Genomic DNA, 17617 nt, shown 5'->3' on the forward strand with positions numbered 1-17617 from the left:
CTACCCGCGCCTCGGGTTCGGGCAGATTGTGGACGCTGTTGCCGACGCAGCCGTCGACCGCGGCGTGAAGCTGGAACTTGGCGCCGAGGTGACCGGGATCCGGCCGGGACGCGACGGCGTCGAGGTGAAGACCGAGGCCGGCGGCGTGCTGACCGCACGCCACCTCTTCACCACCGCACCGCTGCCGACGCTTGCGCGGCTCGTATCTCCGACGGCACCACCGGATGCCATCGCCGACGCGGCCGAGCTGACGTTCCGCGCCATGGTGCTCGTGTACCTGGTCCACTCGGCCCCCAATCGCTGGACCGAGTTCGATGCCACGTACCTGCCTGACAGCGGTACTCCGATCACCCGAATCTCCGAGCCGGCCAATTACCGAGTGTCCGAAGAGGATCCGACTGACCGCACGGTGCTGTGCTGCGAGATCCCGTGCTCGGCCGAGCCGGCCGATCCGGTCTGGTCGGCGTCACCGGAGCAGCTCGCCGACCTCGCTCGCGACACGCTGGCCCGGCTCGGGCTGCCACCGCTTCGCCTCGACGGGCCAGCCGCCGTGCACGTCCGTCGGCTGCGGCACGTGTACCCCGTGTACGAGCAGGGCTACGCCGCGCATCTACGGGGACTCGACCAGTGGGCTTCTACGTTGCCCTCGGTGACCACTTTCGGTCGGCTTGGGCTCTTCGCCCACGACAACACCCACCATGCGTTCGCGATGGCCTATGCCGCCGTCGACGCGCTCGGCCGCGGCGACTGGAACGCCGGCCTATGGTCGGCCGCCCGCGAGCGGTTCCGCGGGCACGTCGTCGAGGACTGAACGGGCGCGTCGCGCCGAAAAGCATCCGGCAAACAGCAGCGCGATCGTCAGGCCGAGCCACACGATGTTGCTCGTCGTCGTGCCGTAGTGCGCAAGCACCCGGCCCATAGCGTGAAACACCGGCGCGTCGGCCTGCTGGAATCCGTTGACCCAGGTCACTTCACCGGTGTGGCCGTCCACCAGCAGGCAGCCGTACGTGAAAACTCCGGCGGCGCCGAGCACGCCCGCAATGGCGCGCATGATGCGGCCGGTTCTGGCGAGCCAACAAAGGATGATCAGCACGGCCAGTGGCAGCACCACGACGACCTGCCGGCCGGGCCACCAGTATCCGTGCATGGTGAGTGCGGGATAGCTGGCGACGAGCCAACCCGCGACGAGGGGTACCCCAAGTGCCACTCGGCCCAGGGGCACCCCCAATCCTCTGGCGGCGAGCGCGCCGCCCGCCGGAATCAGCAGTAGCCAGGCGGGTTGCCACGCAACGAGACCGAAGGTGCGGTCGACCAACAGGTCGATGAGCCGCCACGAGCGGAATACGAAATTGGGGTCCTGTCCCATCACCGATAGCTGCCCGCTCTGCTCGAAGTGGTCGCCACTGGCGTAGACGGTGAGCCCGCCCCAAAACGCCACGTGAACCAGCGCGTACACAGCGCTGCCGACCGCGAGTACACCGATGAACCACACCGTCTCGCGCCGCGCACCGATCCGGACTGCGCCCAGCACCGCGAGTGCGGCCGCGACAGGCACGTATTTCACCGACAGCCACGGCAACGCAAGAACCGCGCAGGCCAGCAGCGCAAGCGAGGTCGGTGACCGTCGGCCGGTCAACGCCGCAACGCCCAGTAGGCAGACCAGCGCCGCGGGCAGTTCTGGGTAAATCTGTTGGCCGTAAACAGCCAGTGGGGCAGATGCCGCGGCTGTAGCGCTACCGATCGCGGCGAGCGCCAATGGCACAGCGAACCGCCGAACCGCGACCCATAGGGTGAGCGCCGCGAGAGCTGCGGAGAGCGCGGCCAGCGTCAGCTTCGCGCCGACCCAGCCCGCTAGGCCGACCGGTGCTGCGAGCACAATCGGCAGCAGTGGGTCGTGCGGGCTGACCTGACGGCCGCCCGGCTGCATGACCGTCTCGATGGGCGGCCCGACCGGCGTGAACTCACGCCAGCTCTGCTCGGCGAACTGATTGCTGATATCCAAATCGCCGTCGCGCCATAGTGATTGCGATGTCATGAGGTACTGCGACTCGTCGACCGCGACGGGCTCGTTCGGCGTTGCCGACACCCCGATGCCCAACGCGGCCGCAACGAACCCGACCAAGGCGACGCCGACCATTGCCCACTGCAGGCGTACGGAGCGCACACCATCGGTCATGGGGCGCGGCGCATGTCGGGCGAGTCAGCAAGGTGGTAGACGACGTCAGCGCTGGCCACCACTGCGACCACTTGAGCTCCTTGCTGATCAACCGCACCTGTGAGGTTAGGCTCACGATATATAACCGATGGAGGTTACGTGGGACGGCGCGTCCGTACCTTTGCTGGACTGGTCGTTCTCGCGGTGGCCGTCTGTTACCTCGCGGCTCTGCTCAACGGCGAGGCCGTCGCTTCCCTGGGCCGAGTGCTGCAGTCGGTGGTTGACGCACCACTCGGGCTGACACTGGCGCTGAGCTGTTATGCCGCGGCGTTCGGACTGCGGGCGCTGGCCTGGCGAGCGGCGCTCCCCGGCCTCGGCACCGGCCAATCGTGGGCGGCGCTGCACGTCAGCCTGCTCGGCAATCACGTGCTGCCGCTGCGGCTCGGCGAAGCGTTGCGGGTCACCAGCGTGCTGCGCCGCACCAGTCTCGAACCCCGTCCGGTGATCGCCTCCGCCGTGACGTTGCGCGCCGGCGACTTGCTCGCCGTCGCAGGGCTCGCCGTCCTCGCCGTGCCCGGCCTGGTGCCGCGCTTGGTCGGGCCGTGGTGGTGGGTTTTCGCCGCGATCGCAGCCGCCACGGTGGTGGCCGGCCTGGCATGGTCGGTGCGGCTTGCCGCCGGCGGGGCCCAGGTGCGGCTACCTCCGCCGCTTACCTGCGCCGCCATCGTGGCCGCATGGCTCCTTGAGTCGGCGGTGGTGTACGAGATCGCCCGTGCCGCATCGCATCCGCTGACCCTGGCCGAGGCCATCGCGGTCACCGCGGTGACGATCGTCGCCCAAGCGGTCGCCGTCACGCCCGGCGGCATTGGCACCTACGAGGCCGCCGCTACCGCGGCGATGACGGCGATCGGCGTGCCGGCCGGGCCTGCGTTCGCGATCGCCCTCACCACCCATGCCGTCAAAACGGTCTACTCGCTCGCCGTCGGCGGAGTCGCGCTCCTCGTACCGGCGCCGTCGTACTGGGGCCGCTGGCGGCTGCCGCGGGAGTTGCCCCACGCGCCGCCCGCCTTGCCCGTCGGCCCCGATGCACCGGTGGTGGCCTTTCTGCCCGTGCACAACGAGGAAGCCGCCGTCGGCGGAGTCGTCGCCAGCCTGTTCGCGCAGGACCTCGGACGACCGCTCACCGTGCTCATAATCGACGACGGCTCAACTGACGCGTCGGCCGCGTGTGCCGCGGCCGCAGGGGCCGTCGTGATCGCGCAGCCGCGCAACCTCGGACTCGGCGCCGCCGTCCGCCGCGGCCTCGCCGAGGCTATGACGTACCGTCCCGCCGCTGTGCTCTACCTGGACGCCGACTGCGAATACGCCCCGGCCGACGCGGCGGCCGTGCTGTCCCCTGTCTTTGCCTGCACGGCCGACTACGTCGTTGGTTCGCGCTTCGCCGGCCGGATCGGCCACATGCTGCCGCACCGTCGGCTCGGCAACCGCATCCTGACCTACTGGGTACGGTGGCTCACTCGCCGCCGTGACCTTACCGACGGTCAGAGCGGCTACCGCGCCTTCAGCCCAGCCGCCGCGGCGGCCGCCGAGATCGTGCACGACTACAACTACGCTCAGGTGCTCACACTCGACCTGCTTGCCAAGGGCTTTCGCTACACCGAGGTGCCGATCAGCTACTCCTTCCGCAACACCGGCACATCCTTCGTCCGGCTCGGCCGCTACCTAAGCCACGTCATCCCTGCCGTGCACCGCGAACTGAACTCACCCCAAACCGACATTCGATTGACGTAGCGGCGACTGTTAGCCGTGGCCAGCGTGCGTCCCCTTGGTTAGGTTAGGGTCACTTCATGACTTGGGCGTGGCTTGTCACACGTTTCGTTCAATCTCGGGCGCAAAAATGCGCGTAGGGATCATCGGCATGGGACATGTCGGTCACAACGTTGCGCACCGTCTTGCGCGGTCCGGGGTTGAGACAGTGACGTATGACATCGCGGATGAGTTCCCATATCCCGAAAAGGCACTAAGTACGTGTGCGTTCGTTGTTGTCTCGGTCGGAACGCCTTCCGCTCCTGATTGCGCCGCGGATATTTCGGATGTCGTCGACGCAGTCAAGAGAATCCCGTGCGAGCGCGTCCTTTTGCGGTCGACTGTTCCCCCGGGAACCACGGACGAGCTGGTCGCCGCGACCGGCAAGTCGATTTGCTTTAGCCCGGAGTACGTTGGCGAGACAGCTTTCGCCGGTAACACCTGGGAAGAGTGGGCTCACGATCAGTCGTTCCAGATCGTTGGCGGCGAACCGGAGGCCCGGCGCTGGTTCTTAGCGACCCTGACCTCAATCGAGGGGGCCTCCACAAGATTCTTTGAATGCACTGCGGTGGAAGCCGAGATCATCAAGTATATGGAAAACTGCTACCTCGCAACGAAAGTCACATTCGTAAACGAGTTTTATGATTTGTGCCAGAGAGTAGGCGCTAACTGGTTCGCCGTTCGAGAAGGTTGGCTGCTCGATCCTCGCGTCGAACGTGATCACACGGCGGTTTTTCCAGCCGATCGAGGCTACTCGGGGCGTTGTTTGCCGAAAGATATAGACGCTTTCCTATATTTCGCACAGAGACTGGGCCTCCCTATGCCGCTTATGGCAGCGGTGCGCGCGGCGAACGAGCACTACAAACGAGGATGAGTAACCCGCCCTGCCGTACACCGCGAGTTGAACTCACCCTGAGCTGAGTACGACTCCCTTACCGACCACCTCGATGCGCACCTTGGCGTCGATCGGCGGAGGGTTGAGGCTGTGCTGGCGCACGATGATCGGCTCGGATTCACCGGCGGGATCGATGGTCAACAGCACATCGTGACCGAGGAACTCAGTGGCGATCACCGTCGCGTAGCCGTCGAGTTGCTCGCTATCCGAAATCACTGTTGCTACAAGCTGTTCCGGCCGCAAGATGAGAGTGGCGGCGCCATCCGATGCGTCGATGGGCACCCGCCCGAGCGCGCACTCGGCGACGCCTGACGCGACGGTGCAGGGCAGGGCGATGCAGTCGCCGAGGAACTCGGCCGTGAAGCGGTCGTTGGGCTGGCGGTACACGTGCTGCGGGGAGCCCACCTGGGTGAAGCGGCTGTCGCGCATCACCGCCACCTGATCGGCGATCGACAGGGCCTCTTCCTGGTCGTGGGTGACGAGCAGCGTCGTCACACCGGCGTCGGCGAGCAGCCGCGCGACCGCCTTGCGGGTGGACGCGCGCAGCCCGGTGTCCAGAGCGCTGAACGGTTCGTCGAGCAACATCAGCACCGGTCGGCGGCCAAGGGCACGGGCCAGTGCAACACGCTGCTGCTGACCGCCGGAGAGCTGATGCGGCCGCCGCGACGCGAATGACGGGTCGAGGGAGACGGTTTCGAGCAACTCTCTCACGCGCGCGTGCACCTCGGCGCCGCGATTGGTGGAGCGCAGGCCGTACGCGATGTTCTGCCCGACGGTCAGGTGCGGGAACAGCGCCCCGTCTTGGGCGACGTAGCCGATGCTTCGACGATGCGGTGCCACCGCGCTTTTCGGGCTGGCGACCTGTCGGCCGCCGATCGCCACGGTTCCGGCGTCGGGCGTCTCGAACCCCGCGATCACCCGCAGCAGCGTCGTCTTGCCGCAGCCGGACGAGCCGACGACGGCTGTGGTGCTGCCCTGCTCCAAATGCAGATCGATGTCGTCCAACACAACGTGGCCGTTGAATGACTTTGCGAGCCCGCGTACTTCGAGTACGGCGGTCATAACGCGGCCACCTTGGCCGATTGGCGGAACAGCACCAGCGTCACGGGGATGGCCAGGACAACCAGCACCAGCGCGTACGGCGCGGCGGCGGCGTAGTCGAGCTCACTGCTGTAGGACCAGAACAGCATCGACAGCGTCCTGGTGCCCGTCGGGGCGAGCAGCAGCGTCGCGGTCAATTCCGTTGCCACAGCGACGAATACCAGCGACGCGCCAGCGGCAGCGGCGGGCGCGGTGAGACGCAGCGTGACATGCAGGAAGGTGGCCGACGCTGAGTTGCCCAGCGAGCGCGACGCTTCTTCCAGACTGGTCGGGACCTGGGCAAGGCCGGCGCGCACGTTGACCAATGCGCGCGGCATGAACAGCAGGACATAGGCGAACACGATCAGGGCGACGCTTTGGTAAAGCGGCCGCGCGACGTGGATGGCTACCGTTACCAGTGCGAGTGCCGTGATAATTCCGGGCAGCGAGCTGGTCACGAAGTTGGCGCCCTCCACCACGCGGGCGAGCAGGCCGCTGGACCGCACCGCCACCCACGCGACGGGGAATGCCAGGACCGTCGTCAGGATCGCCGCCGCGGCGGCCAGGCCGATGGTTTGACCGAGCGCGGTGCCGATCTCGCCGAGTAGCCACACTTCGGTGCCGCCGATCCACAACCAGCGCAGGATCGTCCACACCGGCACACCGAGCGCTAGCACCGCCAACCCAATCAAGGCCGCCAGTGCAGGTATTGTGTTGCGGCGCAGGAGGATCGGTGCTGCTGCGCGGGGTGCGCCCGAGCCGATGCGGGCGTACCGGGTATGTCCGCGCGCCGACGCTTCGGCCACCAGGAGGAGCAGGCAGAGTAGCACGAGCACACCGGCCAACATGCTGCCCGCCGCGCCATCGAAGGTGACCTGGAACTGTTGGAAGATCGCGACCGTGAACGTGTTAAAGCGGATCATCGCGAATGCGCCGAATTCGGCGAGTAGATGAACACCGATCAACAGACTGCCGCCGAGGATCGCCAGCCGGAGCTGGGGCAGCACGACACGGAAGAAAACGCCGGTCGTGTCGGATCCCAGTGCGCGGGCCGACTCCTCGACCGCCGGGTCGAGCCGGCGCAGTGTCGCCGCCACGGGCAGGTACATGAACGGGAAGTAGGACAGCGTGATGATCAGGACTCCCGCCCAGAGCCCGTGCAGAGACGGGATGACGCCGACCCAGGCGTAGCTGTTGACGAACGCCGGAACGGCAAGTGGCGCAACGAACAACGGACGCCAGAACGACCGGCCGGGCAGATCGGTCCGCTCCACCAGCCAGGCCACTCCGACACCGATGACGACGCACAGCGGCACGGTCAGCGCAACAAGTGCGACCGTGTTGAACAGCAGTTCGCCCACCCTCGGGCGTACGACCAGCTCGTAGGCGCGGGTCCACCCGACCGAGATCGCCCCCCACACCACGTATCCCAGCGGGATGAAGGTGGCGGCAACAAGTGCCGTGACCGTGGCAATGACCAGCGGGCCGGGCCGAGCGGTCTTACTGGGCCGCGAGGCCGGCGCGGCGGGGCGCGAAACTGGGGAAGCGACCACCTAAAGCAGGCCCGCCTGCGTCATCATGTCGGACACCTTCTGGGTCTGCAGGGTCGAGAGATCGACATTGGGCGCCTGCAGTTCGTCGAATGGGGGCAGTGCGGGGTTGGCGGACACACTGCTGGCGACCGGGTACTCGAACGAGGTTCCCTTCTCGAGAACTTCCTGTCCGGCCCTGCTGGTGATGAACCGGATGAACTGCTGGGCCTCCTGCGGTCTGTCGCTGGAAGCGAGCACGCCGCCACCGGACACGCTGATGAACGCGCCGGGATCGTCGTTGCGGAAGTAGTGCAACGCGGTATTTCCGCTGTTCTCTTTGGTTTCCGCCTGATCGCGGTACCAGTAGTAGTGGTAGATGATTCCACCGTCCAGCTCGCCGGCGTTTACGGCCTCGAGGGTGGAGACGTTGTTGTCTTCGAGCACCGCGTTCTCTTTCATGCCCGCCAGCCACTGAGCCGTCGCGGCCTCGCCCTCCAGCTGCAACAGCGCCGCGACGATCGCCTGAAAGTCGGGCCTCGCCGGGGGAGCGCCCCAGCGGCCCTTCCATTCTGGCCGCTGCAGATCCAGCATCGACTTTGGCAGCTGGTCGGGCTGCAGCCTGGCTTTGTTGTAGACGAAGACGGTGGTGCGCGCCGCAACACCGGTCCACTTGCCGGTGGGCGGACGGTACTGCTCCGGGACTTGATTGAGGGTCTCGGCGTCGAGATCGGCGAACAGTCCGGCCCTTTCGACCGCGGCCATGGCGGGGGAGTTTTCGGTCAGGAACACGTCGGCCGGTGAGGCGTCGCCCTCGGCCACCAGCTGGTTGCCCATTTCGGTGTCACCGCCGTGCCGGTAGGTGACGTTGATGCCGGTCTCGTTGGTGAAGGCGTCGATCCATTCCTTGGTCAGCGACTCGTGCTGGGCGTTGTAGATCAGTAGCTCGTCGCCGTCGGAGCCCGCGCAGGCGGTCGCGCCGGCAATGACGGCCAGAGTTGAGATGACCGCGGCGATCCGGCTCCGACGGGTACGCATCCAGGAGGTCCTTCCGCGCCGTGTCCAGGCGCCGTTAGCTGAGGTTTACCTAAATGAACATACCCTTTGTGCAGGCCTAATCTGTTGCTGTGCCGGAATCCGGAAACCATTCGGTTGCCGTTGCGCTGCTGGCGCATCTGCGGCGGGCCCGTGACCACATCGACCGGAACTATCGTGAGCCGCTGGACCTGGATCGACTCGCCCGGGTGGCCGGTGTTTCGAAGTACCACTTCGCGCGCAGTTTCGAGGCGACTTACGGCGAGACCCCGATCCGGTACCTGACCCGGCGGCGCATCGAGCGGGCCCAAGATCTGCTGCGTGTCGCCAACCTCACCGTGACCGAGGTGTGCATGGCGGTCGGGTTCGCCAGTCTCGGATCCTTTTCGACGAGGTTCACCCAGCTGGTGGGCGAGAGCCCGACCGCCTACCGCGATCGGTGGGCGGCGCGCGGCGGCCCGCATGTGCCGGGCTGCTTTCTGTTCATGCGCGGTGTGCTCAACCACGCCGAAACCGCGGGCCCCGCGGTTCCGCAATTTGGGAGAAGCGACGTCGGGCGGCCCGGCGTTAGCGTGTCGCCATGATCACTTGCGTTTCGCTCGTCACCGTGTACTGCCTTAACCAGGACGAAACCCGCGACTTCTACGTCGACGTGCTCGGCTTCGAGCCGGGTACCGACATCACGATGGGCGAGGGCTTCCGCTGGGTCACGGTCAAGCACCCCGACCAGCCCGAGCTCGAGGTCACCCTGATGACGCCCGGCCCGCCGCTGGATGCCGAGGCCGCCGACTTCATCCGCCGCCAACTGGAGAAAGGCGGCATGGGCGGGCTCGGCCTGTCGGTCGACGACTGCCACAAGACCTTCGAGGAACTCTCCGCCAAGGGCGTCACCTTCCTGCAGGAACCAGCCGACCGGCCGTACGGGGTGGAAGCGGTCATTCGGGACAACACCGGAAATTGGTTGGTGCTCGTTGAGCCCAAGGAGTTCACCCCAGAGGACTTCGCTTAGATCTGGCCGTCGGTGCTAGTTCGTAGCTCTTACGGAGTTGTGACGGTGCACGAAGGCCGCTCAGTCTCGGATTGATCTTGAACCGCTGTGGGTACGTTTGCCCTCAGGTCAGGGGGAAGTACCCATGGCAACGAGATTTGAGGAAACGGTTCAATGAAGATCTCACCAGCTACCCTGCGCCGCGGATTGGTCGGCGCGTTTGCTACCTGCGCGCTAGGGGGAGCCGCCGCCGCGACCATCGCGATTCCGTGGGCCGCCGCACAACCCGGCTGTACCGCGAGTTCGTTCTCTCACACGGCCAGCGGCGTGCTCGCGGCGGCGGGTGCGTGGCTCGATGCGCATCCAGACGCGAACAACGTGCTGACGGCCGCGGGTGTGCAGGGCGCGGGCGCCGAACAGTCGGTTCGTGACTATTTTGTCGGCCGTCCGCAGGAGTACCAGGAATTGCGGGGCATTGCCGCGCCGCTGATCGACCTGCAGCGGAACTGCAACACCGCGATCCAGCCCATGCAGATCGCCGCGCTGTATCAGGCGCTGTCGAGCGGGCCGGTGTAAAGCGGCCTCTGCTACATGCGGGCGTAGCGGCTTCGCACGAAACTGTAGATGCCGTAGGCCGCGATACCCGCCGCGGCCACGCTAAGAACTGCCTGGCCGAACGGCGCGGAACCGAGTGTCTTCACTGCTCCGTCCAGCCCGGTCGACTTGGCCGGATCGGACTGAAGGGCGGCGACGATGATGAATGCGCCGGCGACGGCGAACACTACACCCATTGCGACATAGCCGACGACCCCCGCGGTGGTGGCCTGAACGTTCGGCGGGATGGGGGCCGATGAGAACTTCGGCGACGTGCCACAGCGCCAGCGCCACCAAGCCCGCCGCCGCCAGCCACAGCATCACGACGCCACCGGTCTGCTCGGCCAGAGTCGCGAGCGCGCCCGACTTGTCGGCACTGCCGCCGTCACCGAACGCGATGCGCAGCATGATGTAGGCGACGAGCAGGTGCAGAACTCCGCTCACGCACCACTGCCCGCGCGATTGGGGATGAAGTGGCGACTGGGCATAACTCAGCCGCGTCGGCGACAGCTTGTCGGTGCCCCTTCGCAGGGTGGCGCCATGAGTTCGTGGACGCGGGGCCAAATCGGTGCGCTGGGTGAGCAATTGGCGGTCGATCATCTGACGTCGCTGGGACTGCGGGTTTTGGACCGCAATTGGCGATGTCGCCACGGTGAGCTCGACGTCATCACGGCCGACGACGCCACCCGCACGGTGGTGTTCGTCGAAGTGAAGACACGCACCAGCGACCAGTTCGGAGGCGTGGAGCAGGCGGTGACGCCGGAAAAGGTTCAGCGTTTGCGGCGACTTGCCGGGTTGTGGCTGGCCCACCACGACGGCAGCTGGGCGGCGGTGCGCATCGACGTCATTGGCGTGCGCATCGGCAGGCGGCCTATTCCGGAGATCACCCATGTGCAGGGGGTCGGCGGATGACGTTGGGCAGGGCCTTCTCGGTGGCGGTGCGCGGGCTGGACGGCCAGATCGTGGAGATCGAGGCCGACATCACCTCCGGTCTGCCCGGTGTGCACCTGGTCGGACTGCCCGACACCGCGCTGCAGGAGTCGCGCGATCGCGTCCGCGCCGCAATCACCAACTGCGGCAACAGCTGGCCGATGGCGCGGCTGACGCTGGCCCTGTCACCGGCGACATTGCCGAAAATGGGCTCGGTCTACGACCTCGCTCTGGCAGCGGCGGTGCTGTCCGCCCACGGCAAGACGGAGTGGGAACGGCTGGAAAAGACACTGCTGCTGGGCGAGTTGGCACTCGACGGCCGGGTGCGCCCGGTCAAGGGTGTGCTGCCTGCGGTGCTGACCGCCAAGCGGGAGGGCTGGCCCGCCGTAGTGGTTCCTGTTTACAACCTCCGTGAGGCCAGCCTGGTCGACGGAATCGAGGTGTTGGGCGCACGGACGTTGGGTCAGCTGCACGCCTGGTTCTCCGGCAAGGCTGAGCTGGAGGAGAGGATCGAGGCGCCTACGTCCGCTTCGGAGCCCGAGGCTGATCTGGCCGACGTCGTCGGGCAATCCCACGCCAGGTTCGCCGTCGAGGTGGCCGCCGCGGGGGCGCACCACCTGATGCTGACCGGACCGCCTGGCATCGGGAAAACGATGCTGGCACAGCGGCTTCCGGGCCTGCTGCCGACTCTCTCGCTCAGTGAGTCGCTCGAGGTCACCGCGATCCATTCGGTGGCCGGCCTGTTGTCGGGCAACATGCCGCTGATAACCCGACCGCCATTCGTGGCCCCGCACCACACCTCCAGCGTGGCGGCGCTGGTCGGCGGGGGGACAGGAATGGCACGGCCCGGCGCCGTCAGCAGGGCACATCGCGGCGTGCTGTTCCTCGACGAATGCGCGGAGATCGGGGCGAGCGCACTGGAGGCGTTGCGAACTCCGTTGGAGGACGGCGAGATCCGGCTGGCCCGGCGCGACGGCGTGGCCCGGTATCCGGCGCGGTTCCAACTGGTGCTGGCGGCCAACCCGTGTGCGTGCGCTCCGGCTGATCCCTGCGACTGCATCTGTAACCCGGCCGCCAAGCGCCGGTATCTGGGCAAGCTCTCGGGCCCATTGATGGACCGCGTCGATCTGCGGGTGCACATGCACCGCGAGCGGGCCGAAGCGTTCGCGGCCGAGACCGGCGAGTCGACCGAGCTGGTGCGGGAACGGGTGAAGTCGGCGCGCGAGGCCGCCGCGCAGCGGTGGCAGGAGCACGGCATCCGGACCAACGCCGAGGTCAGTGGTGTACTGCTGCGTCGCCGCTTCCGGCTCGAGACGACGGCGATGGAACCGCTGAAGACGGCGCTCGACCGCGGCCTGCTCAGCATCCGTGGCGTCGACAGGACGCTGCGGGTCGCCTGGACGCTCGCCGACCTGGCCGGGCGGACGTCGCCGGGACTCGGCGACGTCACCACCGCACTGAGCTTCCGGCAAGCCGGCGGTGTGCAATGACCGACGACACCCGTCTCGCATTGGCGTATCTGTCCCGAGTGGCCGAGCCACCCTGTCCAGAGCTGGTGACTCTGGTGAATTGCGTCGGGCCCATCGAGGCTGCCGAGCGCGTCAAGTCTGGCGAGGTTGCTGAGGATCTGGTCCGGCGCACCGAAGCTCGTCGCGGGATAGACTGCGCCGCAGAAGATCTCGAGTTGCTGGCCCGCCGTGGTGGCCGCTTGGTTACGGCCGACGATGCGGAGTGGCCGTTGCTTTCCTTCACGGCATTTGCCGGTGTGGATCACCGGCTGCGGCCGCAGGCTCATCCACCGTTGGCGTTGTGGACCGTCGGCTCGGCCCACCTCGACGAGATGGCCGAGCGCGCTGTCGCGATCGTCGGGACGAGAGCGTCCACCGCGTACGGCGAGCACGTCGCGGCGGACCTGGCCGCCGGCCTGGTCGAGCGGGACGTGACCGTGGTGTCGGGCGGCGCATACGGCATCGACGGCACGGCACACCGCGCCACGCTGGCCACCGACGGGTTCACTGTCGCGGTCCTGGCCGGCGGCATCGACATCCCGTACCCCGCCGGCCACGCCGCGCTGTTGCATCGCATCGCAGCGCAGGGCTTGGTCGTGAGCGAGTATCCGCCCGGTGTACGTCCGGCGCGCCATCGGTTCCTGACCCGCAACCGGCTGGTCGCCGCGTTGTCGGGTGCGACGGTGGTGGTCGAGGCCGGCGCCCGCAGTGGGGCGGCGAACACCGCGGCGTGGGCGCGGGCGCTGGGCCGGGCGGTGTGCGCGGTGCCCGGACCGGTGACGTCAGCGGCGTCGGTCGGGTGTCATGCGTTGCTGCGCAGCGGTGCCGAGCTCGTCACGCGCGCCGCCGATGTTGTCGAGCTCATCGGTCGCATCGGTGAACTCGCGCCCGACGAGCCGCGGCCCAGCTCAGCGCTCGATGGTCTCGGCGAGGCCGAGCAGCGGGTCTACGACGCGTTGCCCGCCCGCGGCCGCCGAACCGCCGACCAGATCGCCGTGGCGTCAGGACTGGCGCCCACCCAGGTGCTGGGACCGCTGGCGATGCTGGAGCTATCCGGTTTGGTGACTCGTCAGGACGGCTACTGGAAGCTCAGCAAGCTAACGAGGTAGACCGCCGCCGTAGCTGCCGCGCTCGTATAGTCGATGAGGTTGGCTAACAAAGTTGGAGGAACAGTGGCAGGTCGTCCGGTGCACACCTTTGAGGTGCTACGCAGCGAGGAGTTGACGCCGCACCTCATTCGCGTGGTGCTGGGCGGCAGCGGGTTCGACACGTTCGTGCCGAATGACTTCACCGATTCCTACGTCAAGATCGTGTTCGTCCAGGACGGCGTCGACGTCGACGCGCTGCCCCAACCGCTGACTTTGGACAGCTTCAACACCCTGCCCGTCGAGGAACGGCCTGTGGTGCGCACCTTCACCGTGCGGCGCGCCGATGCGGACCGCCGCGAGATCGCCATTGACTTCGTGGTGCACGGTAACCATGGCGTGGCGGGGCCGTGGGCGTTGGCGGCGACGCCGGGACAACCGGCATATGTGATGGGGCCCAGCGGCGCCTACGCGCCGGACCCGTCGGCGGACTGGCACTTACTCGCCGGAGACGAAGCCGCCGTTCCGGCGATCGCAGCCGCCCTGGAAGCGTTGCCCGACAACGCGATTGGCCAGGTGTTCATCGAGGTCGCCGGACCGGACGACGAAATCGAGCTAAACATACCGCCGGGTGTCGAGGTGCAATGGATCTACCGCGGCGGGCGCGCCGACCTGGTGCCCGAGGACCTGGCCGGCGACCACGCCCCGCTGATTGCGGCGGTGAAGGGCGCCGCCTGGTTGCCGGGGCAGGTGCAGGTCTTCATCCACGGCGAGGCCCAGACAGTCATGCACAATCTGCGCCCGTATATCCGCAAGGAACGCGGCGTCGACGCGAAATGGGCGTCCTCCATTTCCGGCTACTGGCGCCGCGGCCGCACCGAGGAGACCTTCCGGCAGTGGAAGCGTGAACTGGCCGAAGCGGAGGAACAGGCCAACGCGTGACGGTGCGCCTGGCACGCTAGCCGCATGGCGTTCGGCGACTACCAGCTCGAGATCTACCTTCAGGGACTGTCCGGCATCGTGCCGTCGCTGCCGATGGCGTACGCGGACTGGGAAGCCAAGGCGGAGGCGGCGATGCCGCCGTCGGTTTGGTCGTACGTCACCGGCGGGGCGGGTGACGAACGCACCCAGCGGGTCAATCGAACCGCGTTCGACAATTGGGGACTCATGCCGAGAATGTTCGTCGGCGCCAAGGAACGCGACCTGTCGGTGCAGCTGTTCGACATGACGCTGCCGTCGCCGGTGTTCATGGCACCGATCGGCGTCATCGGCCTGTGCGCGCAGGACGGGCACGGCGACCTGGCAACCGCCCGCGCAGCGGCGCGCACCGGCGTTCCGATGGTCATCTCCACGCTGACCGAAGATCCGATGGAGGACATCGCCGCCGAATTCGGCGACACCCCAGGCTTTTTCCAGCTGTACACCCCCACCGACCGCGACCTGGCTGCCAGCTTGGTGGACCGCGCCGAAACCGCGGGCTACAGGGGCATCATCGTCACGCTCGACACCTGGGTGCCCGGCTGGCGCCCCCGCGACCTGTCGACCTCGAACTTTCCGCAGCTGCGCGGGAAGTGCCTAAGCAACTACCTGAGTGACCCGGTGTTCCGCGCCAGCCTGGATCAACCGCCCGAGGAGAACCCGCAGGCCGCCGTGCTGCGCTGGGTTCAGATATTCGGAAATCCGCTCACCTGGGACGACCTACCTTGGTTGCGGTCGTTGACCAAGCTGCCCCTAATCGTGAAGGGCATCTGCCACCCCGACGACGCGCGGCGGGCCAAGGACGGCGGCGTCGACGGCATCTACTGCTCCAACCACGGCGGCCGGCAGGCCAACGGCGGCATACCGGCCATCGACTGCCTGGCCGGGGTCGTCGAGGCCGCGGATGGCTTGCCGGTGCTGTTCGACTCCGGTATCCGCAGCGGCGCCGACATCGTCAAGGCGATTGCGCTAGGCGCCACCGCGGTCGGCATCGGCCGGCCCTACGCCTACGGTCTTGCACTGGGGGGCGTCGACGGCGTCGTCCACGTGCTGCGGTCGCTGCTCGCCGAGGCCGACCTGATCATGGCCGTCGACGGATATCGATCGCTGAAAGAACTGACGCCGGACACGCTTCGGCGCGTCAACTGAGCCACCGCGCCGCCGTCTGCCACGGTAGGAGGGTGGAGGCGATCCTCGAAGAGTTCGACGAATATCTCGCCCTGGAGCGCGGCCGCTCCGACCACACCCGCCGCGCCTACCTGGGCGACCTGCGGTCGCTTGTCGATTTTCTCGCCGCACGGGTGCCCGACGCGAAGATGACAAGCCTGAGCCTGCCGATACTGCGCTCCTGGCTGGCCGCGCAGGCCGCCGCCGGCGTCGCGCGTACCACGCTGTCGCGCCGAACCTCGGCCGTGAAGACCTTCACCGCATGGGCGACACGCCGCGGGCTGATGTCGAGCGATCCGGCCACCCGTCTGCAAGTGCCCAAGGCGCGGCGCACGTTGCCCGCCGTGTTGCGTCAGGATCAGGCGCTCGACGCGATGGCCGCCGCCAATTCCGGTGCCCAGCAAGGCGATCCGATGGCGTTGCGGGACCGGCTGATTGTAGAGCTGTTGTACGCCACCGGAATTCGGGTCAGCGAACTGTGCGGCCTCGACATCGACGACGTCGACACGTCGCGGCGGCTGCTGCGCGTGCTGGGCAAGGGCAACAAAGAGCGCACAGTGCCGTTCGGCGAACCCGCCCGGGCCGCGTTGACGGCGTGGCTGGCCGACGGGCGGCCCGCGCTCGCCACCGGCGAATCCGGATCGGCGCTGCTGCTGGGCGCCCGCGGCCGGCGGCTCGATCAGCGGCAGGCCCGCACCGTCGTGCACCAGACCATCGCCGCCGTCGCCGGCGCGCCCGACATCGGGCCGCACGGACTGCGGCACAGCGCCGCCACCCACCTGCTCGAGGGTGGCGCGGACCTGCGCATCGTCCAGGAACTGCTGGGCCACTCGACGCTGGCCACCACGCAGCTCTACACGCATGTCACCGTTGCGCGGCTGCGCGCGGTGCACGATCAGGCCCACCCCCGCGCCTGATTGCGATTTCGGCGTGATTAGCAGCGCTGAGCGCAGGAAATCACGCCGAAATCGCATCACCTCAGCGATGCGGGGCATTGCGGTAGATCACCGCCACTGGCGGCGAACAGACGGCCCAGATTGTGCGGTTTTGCGTCTGCTCGGCGGATGAAATCAGCCGTGCAGGGGTTTGAGCCGAATCGGGGTGCTGGACAGCAGGCCGAGAGGATCGACGTAGTCGGCGCTGGAGGCCGGACCCCACATCGCACCCCAGTGCAGACACGCCGCCGCCGCGCAGCCGGGGTGGCCAACCGCCAATTCGCCCAGCGCGGTGCCGGCGGCCACGAGTTGGCCCGGCCGCACCGACGGCAGGACCGGCTCGTAGCTCGTGCGCAGGCCGCCCGGATGGGCCACCGACACCACCGGCCGGCCGGCCAGCTCCCCGGCGAATACAACCGTGCCCGCCGCGGCTGCATGCACCGGCTGTCCCGGCACCCCGGCCAGGTCGACGCCGCGATGGCCGCGATGCCAGTTCGGCGATGGCGCGTCGAACACGCGCAAAACCGCTGGCCGCGGCCGCAACGGCCAGTCCAGCCGTTCGTTCTCGGCCCGCGCCGGCGCCGCGCACACCAACGTGACCATCACAATCAACACCGCCGCGCGCATCCACCCAGCTCAGCGCTCCGGCAGCGGCGGCGCCAGCCCCGAACCGGTCAGCTGGGGATCAGCCGGCCGCTGTGGACAAAGCACCTGCTGGGACCGTGTAAACTCTGATCCGCAATCCGCGTCAGCGGGTTGACTTCGCGCGCCTGCGCCGCAGCCCTCGCCTGTCGTTCAACAACAAGGTCAGGGTTGCATCCGCATGCCGGGCGGTCCCGTCTCGAGAAACTCGAGTCGGGTCCGGCACGCAGCAGACGCCAGGGCCCGGCATCACCCGACGCCGGGCGACAACCGACAACTCAAAAGGACAT

The 17617-nt window shown here is 67.7% G+C and carries 17 protein-coding genes and 1 pseudogene; 12 read left to right on the top strand and 6 right to left on the bottom strand.

Annotated elements, in window-relative coordinates:
- Positions 1-811 (top strand): protoporphyrinogen/coproporphyrinogen oxidase (locus ACRDU5_RS05845; protein WP_526613542.1); only part of this gene is annotated, 811 nt, incomplete at its 5' end.
- Here ACRDU5_RS05845 and ACRDU5_RS05850 read toward each other — a convergent pair.
- Complete coding sequence (locus ACRDU5_RS05850; protein WP_526613543.1) at positions 761-2176, bottom strand: hypothetical protein; 1416 nt, start codon at positions 2174-2176, stop codon at positions 761-763. The genes ACRDU5_RS05845 and ACRDU5_RS05850 overlap by 51 nt on opposite strands.
- Positions 2177-2314: 138 nt before the next feature.
- On the opposite strand from ACRDU5_RS05850, the gene ACRDU5_RS05855 reads away from it, so the two are divergent.
- Both ACRDU5_RS05855 and ACRDU5_RS05860 read left to right on the top strand, forming a co-directional pair.
- Positions 2315-3946 (top strand): lysylphosphatidylglycerol synthase domain-containing protein, encoded by a 1632-nt coding sequence (locus tag ACRDU5_RS05855; RefSeq protein WP_526613544.1) that lies wholly within the window; start codon positions 2315-2317, stop codon positions 3944-3946.
- Between the two features lie 184 nt (positions 3947-4130).
- Positions 4131-4835 carry a Rossmann-fold NAD(P)-binding domain-containing protein gene (locus tag ACRDU5_RS05860; protein ID WP_526613545.1) on the top strand — a complete coding sequence of 235 codons (705 nt, stop codon included), beginning with the start codon at positions 4131-4133 and terminating at the stop codon, positions 4833-4835.
- Between the two features lie 33 nt (positions 4836-4868).
- Here the strand turns inward: ACRDU5_RS05860 and ACRDU5_RS05865 are convergent, their stop codons facing one another.
- From ACRDU5_RS05865 to ACRDU5_RS05875, 3 genes are read right to left on the bottom strand one after another with little or no spacing between them, the layout of a single operon-like run.
- Entirely contained in the window at positions 4869-5918 is a 1050-nt protein-coding gene (locus ACRDU5_RS05865) for an ABC transporter ATP-binding protein (protein WP_526613546.1), read from the bottom strand.
- Complete coding sequence (locus tag ACRDU5_RS05870) at positions 5915-7489, bottom strand: ABC transporter permease (RefSeq protein WP_526613547.1); 1575 nt, start codon at positions 7487-7489, stop codon at positions 5915-5917. Before ACRDU5_RS05870 ends, ACRDU5_RS05865 begins: the two co-directional genes overlap by 4 nt.
- The gene (locus ACRDU5_RS05875; protein ID WP_526613548.1) at positions 7490-8503 is read right to left on the bottom strand and encodes an iron ABC transporter substrate-binding protein; all 1014 of its coding nucleotides are present in this window, start codon (positions 8501-8503) and stop codon (positions 7490-7492) included.
- Positions 8504-8592: 89 nt separating this feature from the next.
- On the opposite strand from ACRDU5_RS05875, the gene ACRDU5_RS05880 reads away from it, so the two are divergent.
- From ACRDU5_RS05880 to ACRDU5_RS05890, 3 genes are all read left to right on the top strand, one after another.
- Entirely contained in the window at positions 8593-9084 is a 492-nt protein-coding gene (locus tag ACRDU5_RS05880) for a helix-turn-helix domain-containing protein (RefSeq protein ID WP_526613549.1), read from the top strand.
- Entirely contained in the window at positions 9081-9509 is a 429-nt protein-coding gene (locus ACRDU5_RS05885) for a VOC family protein (protein ID WP_526613550.1), read from the top strand. Before ACRDU5_RS05880 ends, ACRDU5_RS05885 begins: the two co-directional genes overlap by 4 nt.
- A 153-nt stretch (positions 9510-9662) precedes the next feature.
- The gene (locus ACRDU5_RS05890) at positions 9663-10064 is read left to right on the top strand and encodes a hemophore-related protein (protein ID WP_526613551.1); all 402 of its coding nucleotides are present in this window, start codon (positions 9663-9665) and stop codon (positions 10062-10064) included.
- A gap of 11 nt (positions 10065-10075) precedes the next feature.
- Here the strand turns inward: ACRDU5_RS05890 and ACRDU5_RS05895 are convergent.
- Positions 10076-10592: pseudogene (locus ACRDU5_RS05895) on the bottom strand (DUF1206 domain-containing protein).
- A gap of 30 nt (positions 10593-10622) precedes the next feature.
- On the opposite strand from ACRDU5_RS05895, the gene ACRDU5_RS05900 reads away from it, so the two are divergent.
- The 6 genes from ACRDU5_RS05900 to ACRDU5_RS05925 all read left to right on the top strand — a co-directional run bounded on the left by ACRDU5_RS05900 (position 10623) and on the right by ACRDU5_RS05925 (position 16667).
- On the top strand, positions 10623-10994 hold the full coding sequence (locus ACRDU5_RS05900) for a YraN family protein (RefSeq protein WP_526613552.1): 372 nt from the start codon (positions 10623-10625) through the stop codon (positions 10992-10994).
- The gene (locus ACRDU5_RS05905; protein ID WP_526613553.1) at positions 10991-12502 is read left to right on the top strand and encodes a YifB family Mg chelatase-like AAA ATPase; all 1512 of its coding nucleotides are present in this window, start codon (positions 10991-10993) and stop codon (positions 12500-12502) included. The genes ACRDU5_RS05900 and ACRDU5_RS05905 overlap by 4 nt, the downstream gene beginning before the upstream one ends.
- Positions 12499-13629 carry a DNA-processing protein DprA gene (gene dprA, locus ACRDU5_RS05910; RefSeq protein WP_526613554.1) on the top strand — a complete coding sequence of 377 codons (1131 nt, stop codon included), beginning with the start codon at positions 12499-12501 and terminating at the stop codon, positions 13627-13629. The genes ACRDU5_RS05905 and dprA overlap by 4 nt, the downstream gene beginning before the upstream one ends.
- A 63-nt stretch (positions 13630-13692) precedes the next feature.
- Entirely contained in the window at positions 13693-14547 is an 855-nt protein-coding gene (locus ACRDU5_RS05915; protein ID WP_526613555.1) for a siderophore-interacting protein, read from the top strand.
- A gap of 24 nt (positions 14548-14571) precedes the next feature.
- Positions 14572-15732: a lactate 2-monooxygenase gene (locus ACRDU5_RS05920; RefSeq protein ID WP_526613556.1), complete on the top strand. Its 1161-nt coding sequence runs from the start codon at positions 14572-14574 to the stop codon at positions 15730-15732.
- Between the two features lie 32 nt (positions 15733-15764).
- A complete protein-coding gene (locus tag ACRDU5_RS05925; protein ID WP_526613557.1) occupies positions 15765-16667 on the top strand; it encodes a tyrosine recombinase XerC in 903 nt (300 codons plus the stop codon).
- 153 nt (positions 16668-16820) lie between these two features.
- On the opposite strand, the gene ACRDU5_RS05930 is transcribed toward ACRDU5_RS05925, so the two are convergent.
- On the bottom strand, positions 16821-17312 hold the full coding sequence (locus tag ACRDU5_RS05930; RefSeq protein WP_526613558.1) for a M23 family metallopeptidase: 492 nt from the start codon (positions 17310-17312) through the stop codon (positions 16821-16823).
- Positions 17313-17617: the final 305 nt, after the last annotated feature.

This window comes from Mycobacterium sp. (assembly GCF_050701515.1).
GTDB lineage: Bacteria > Actinomycetota > Actinomycetes > Mycobacteriales > Mycobacteriaceae > Mycobacterium.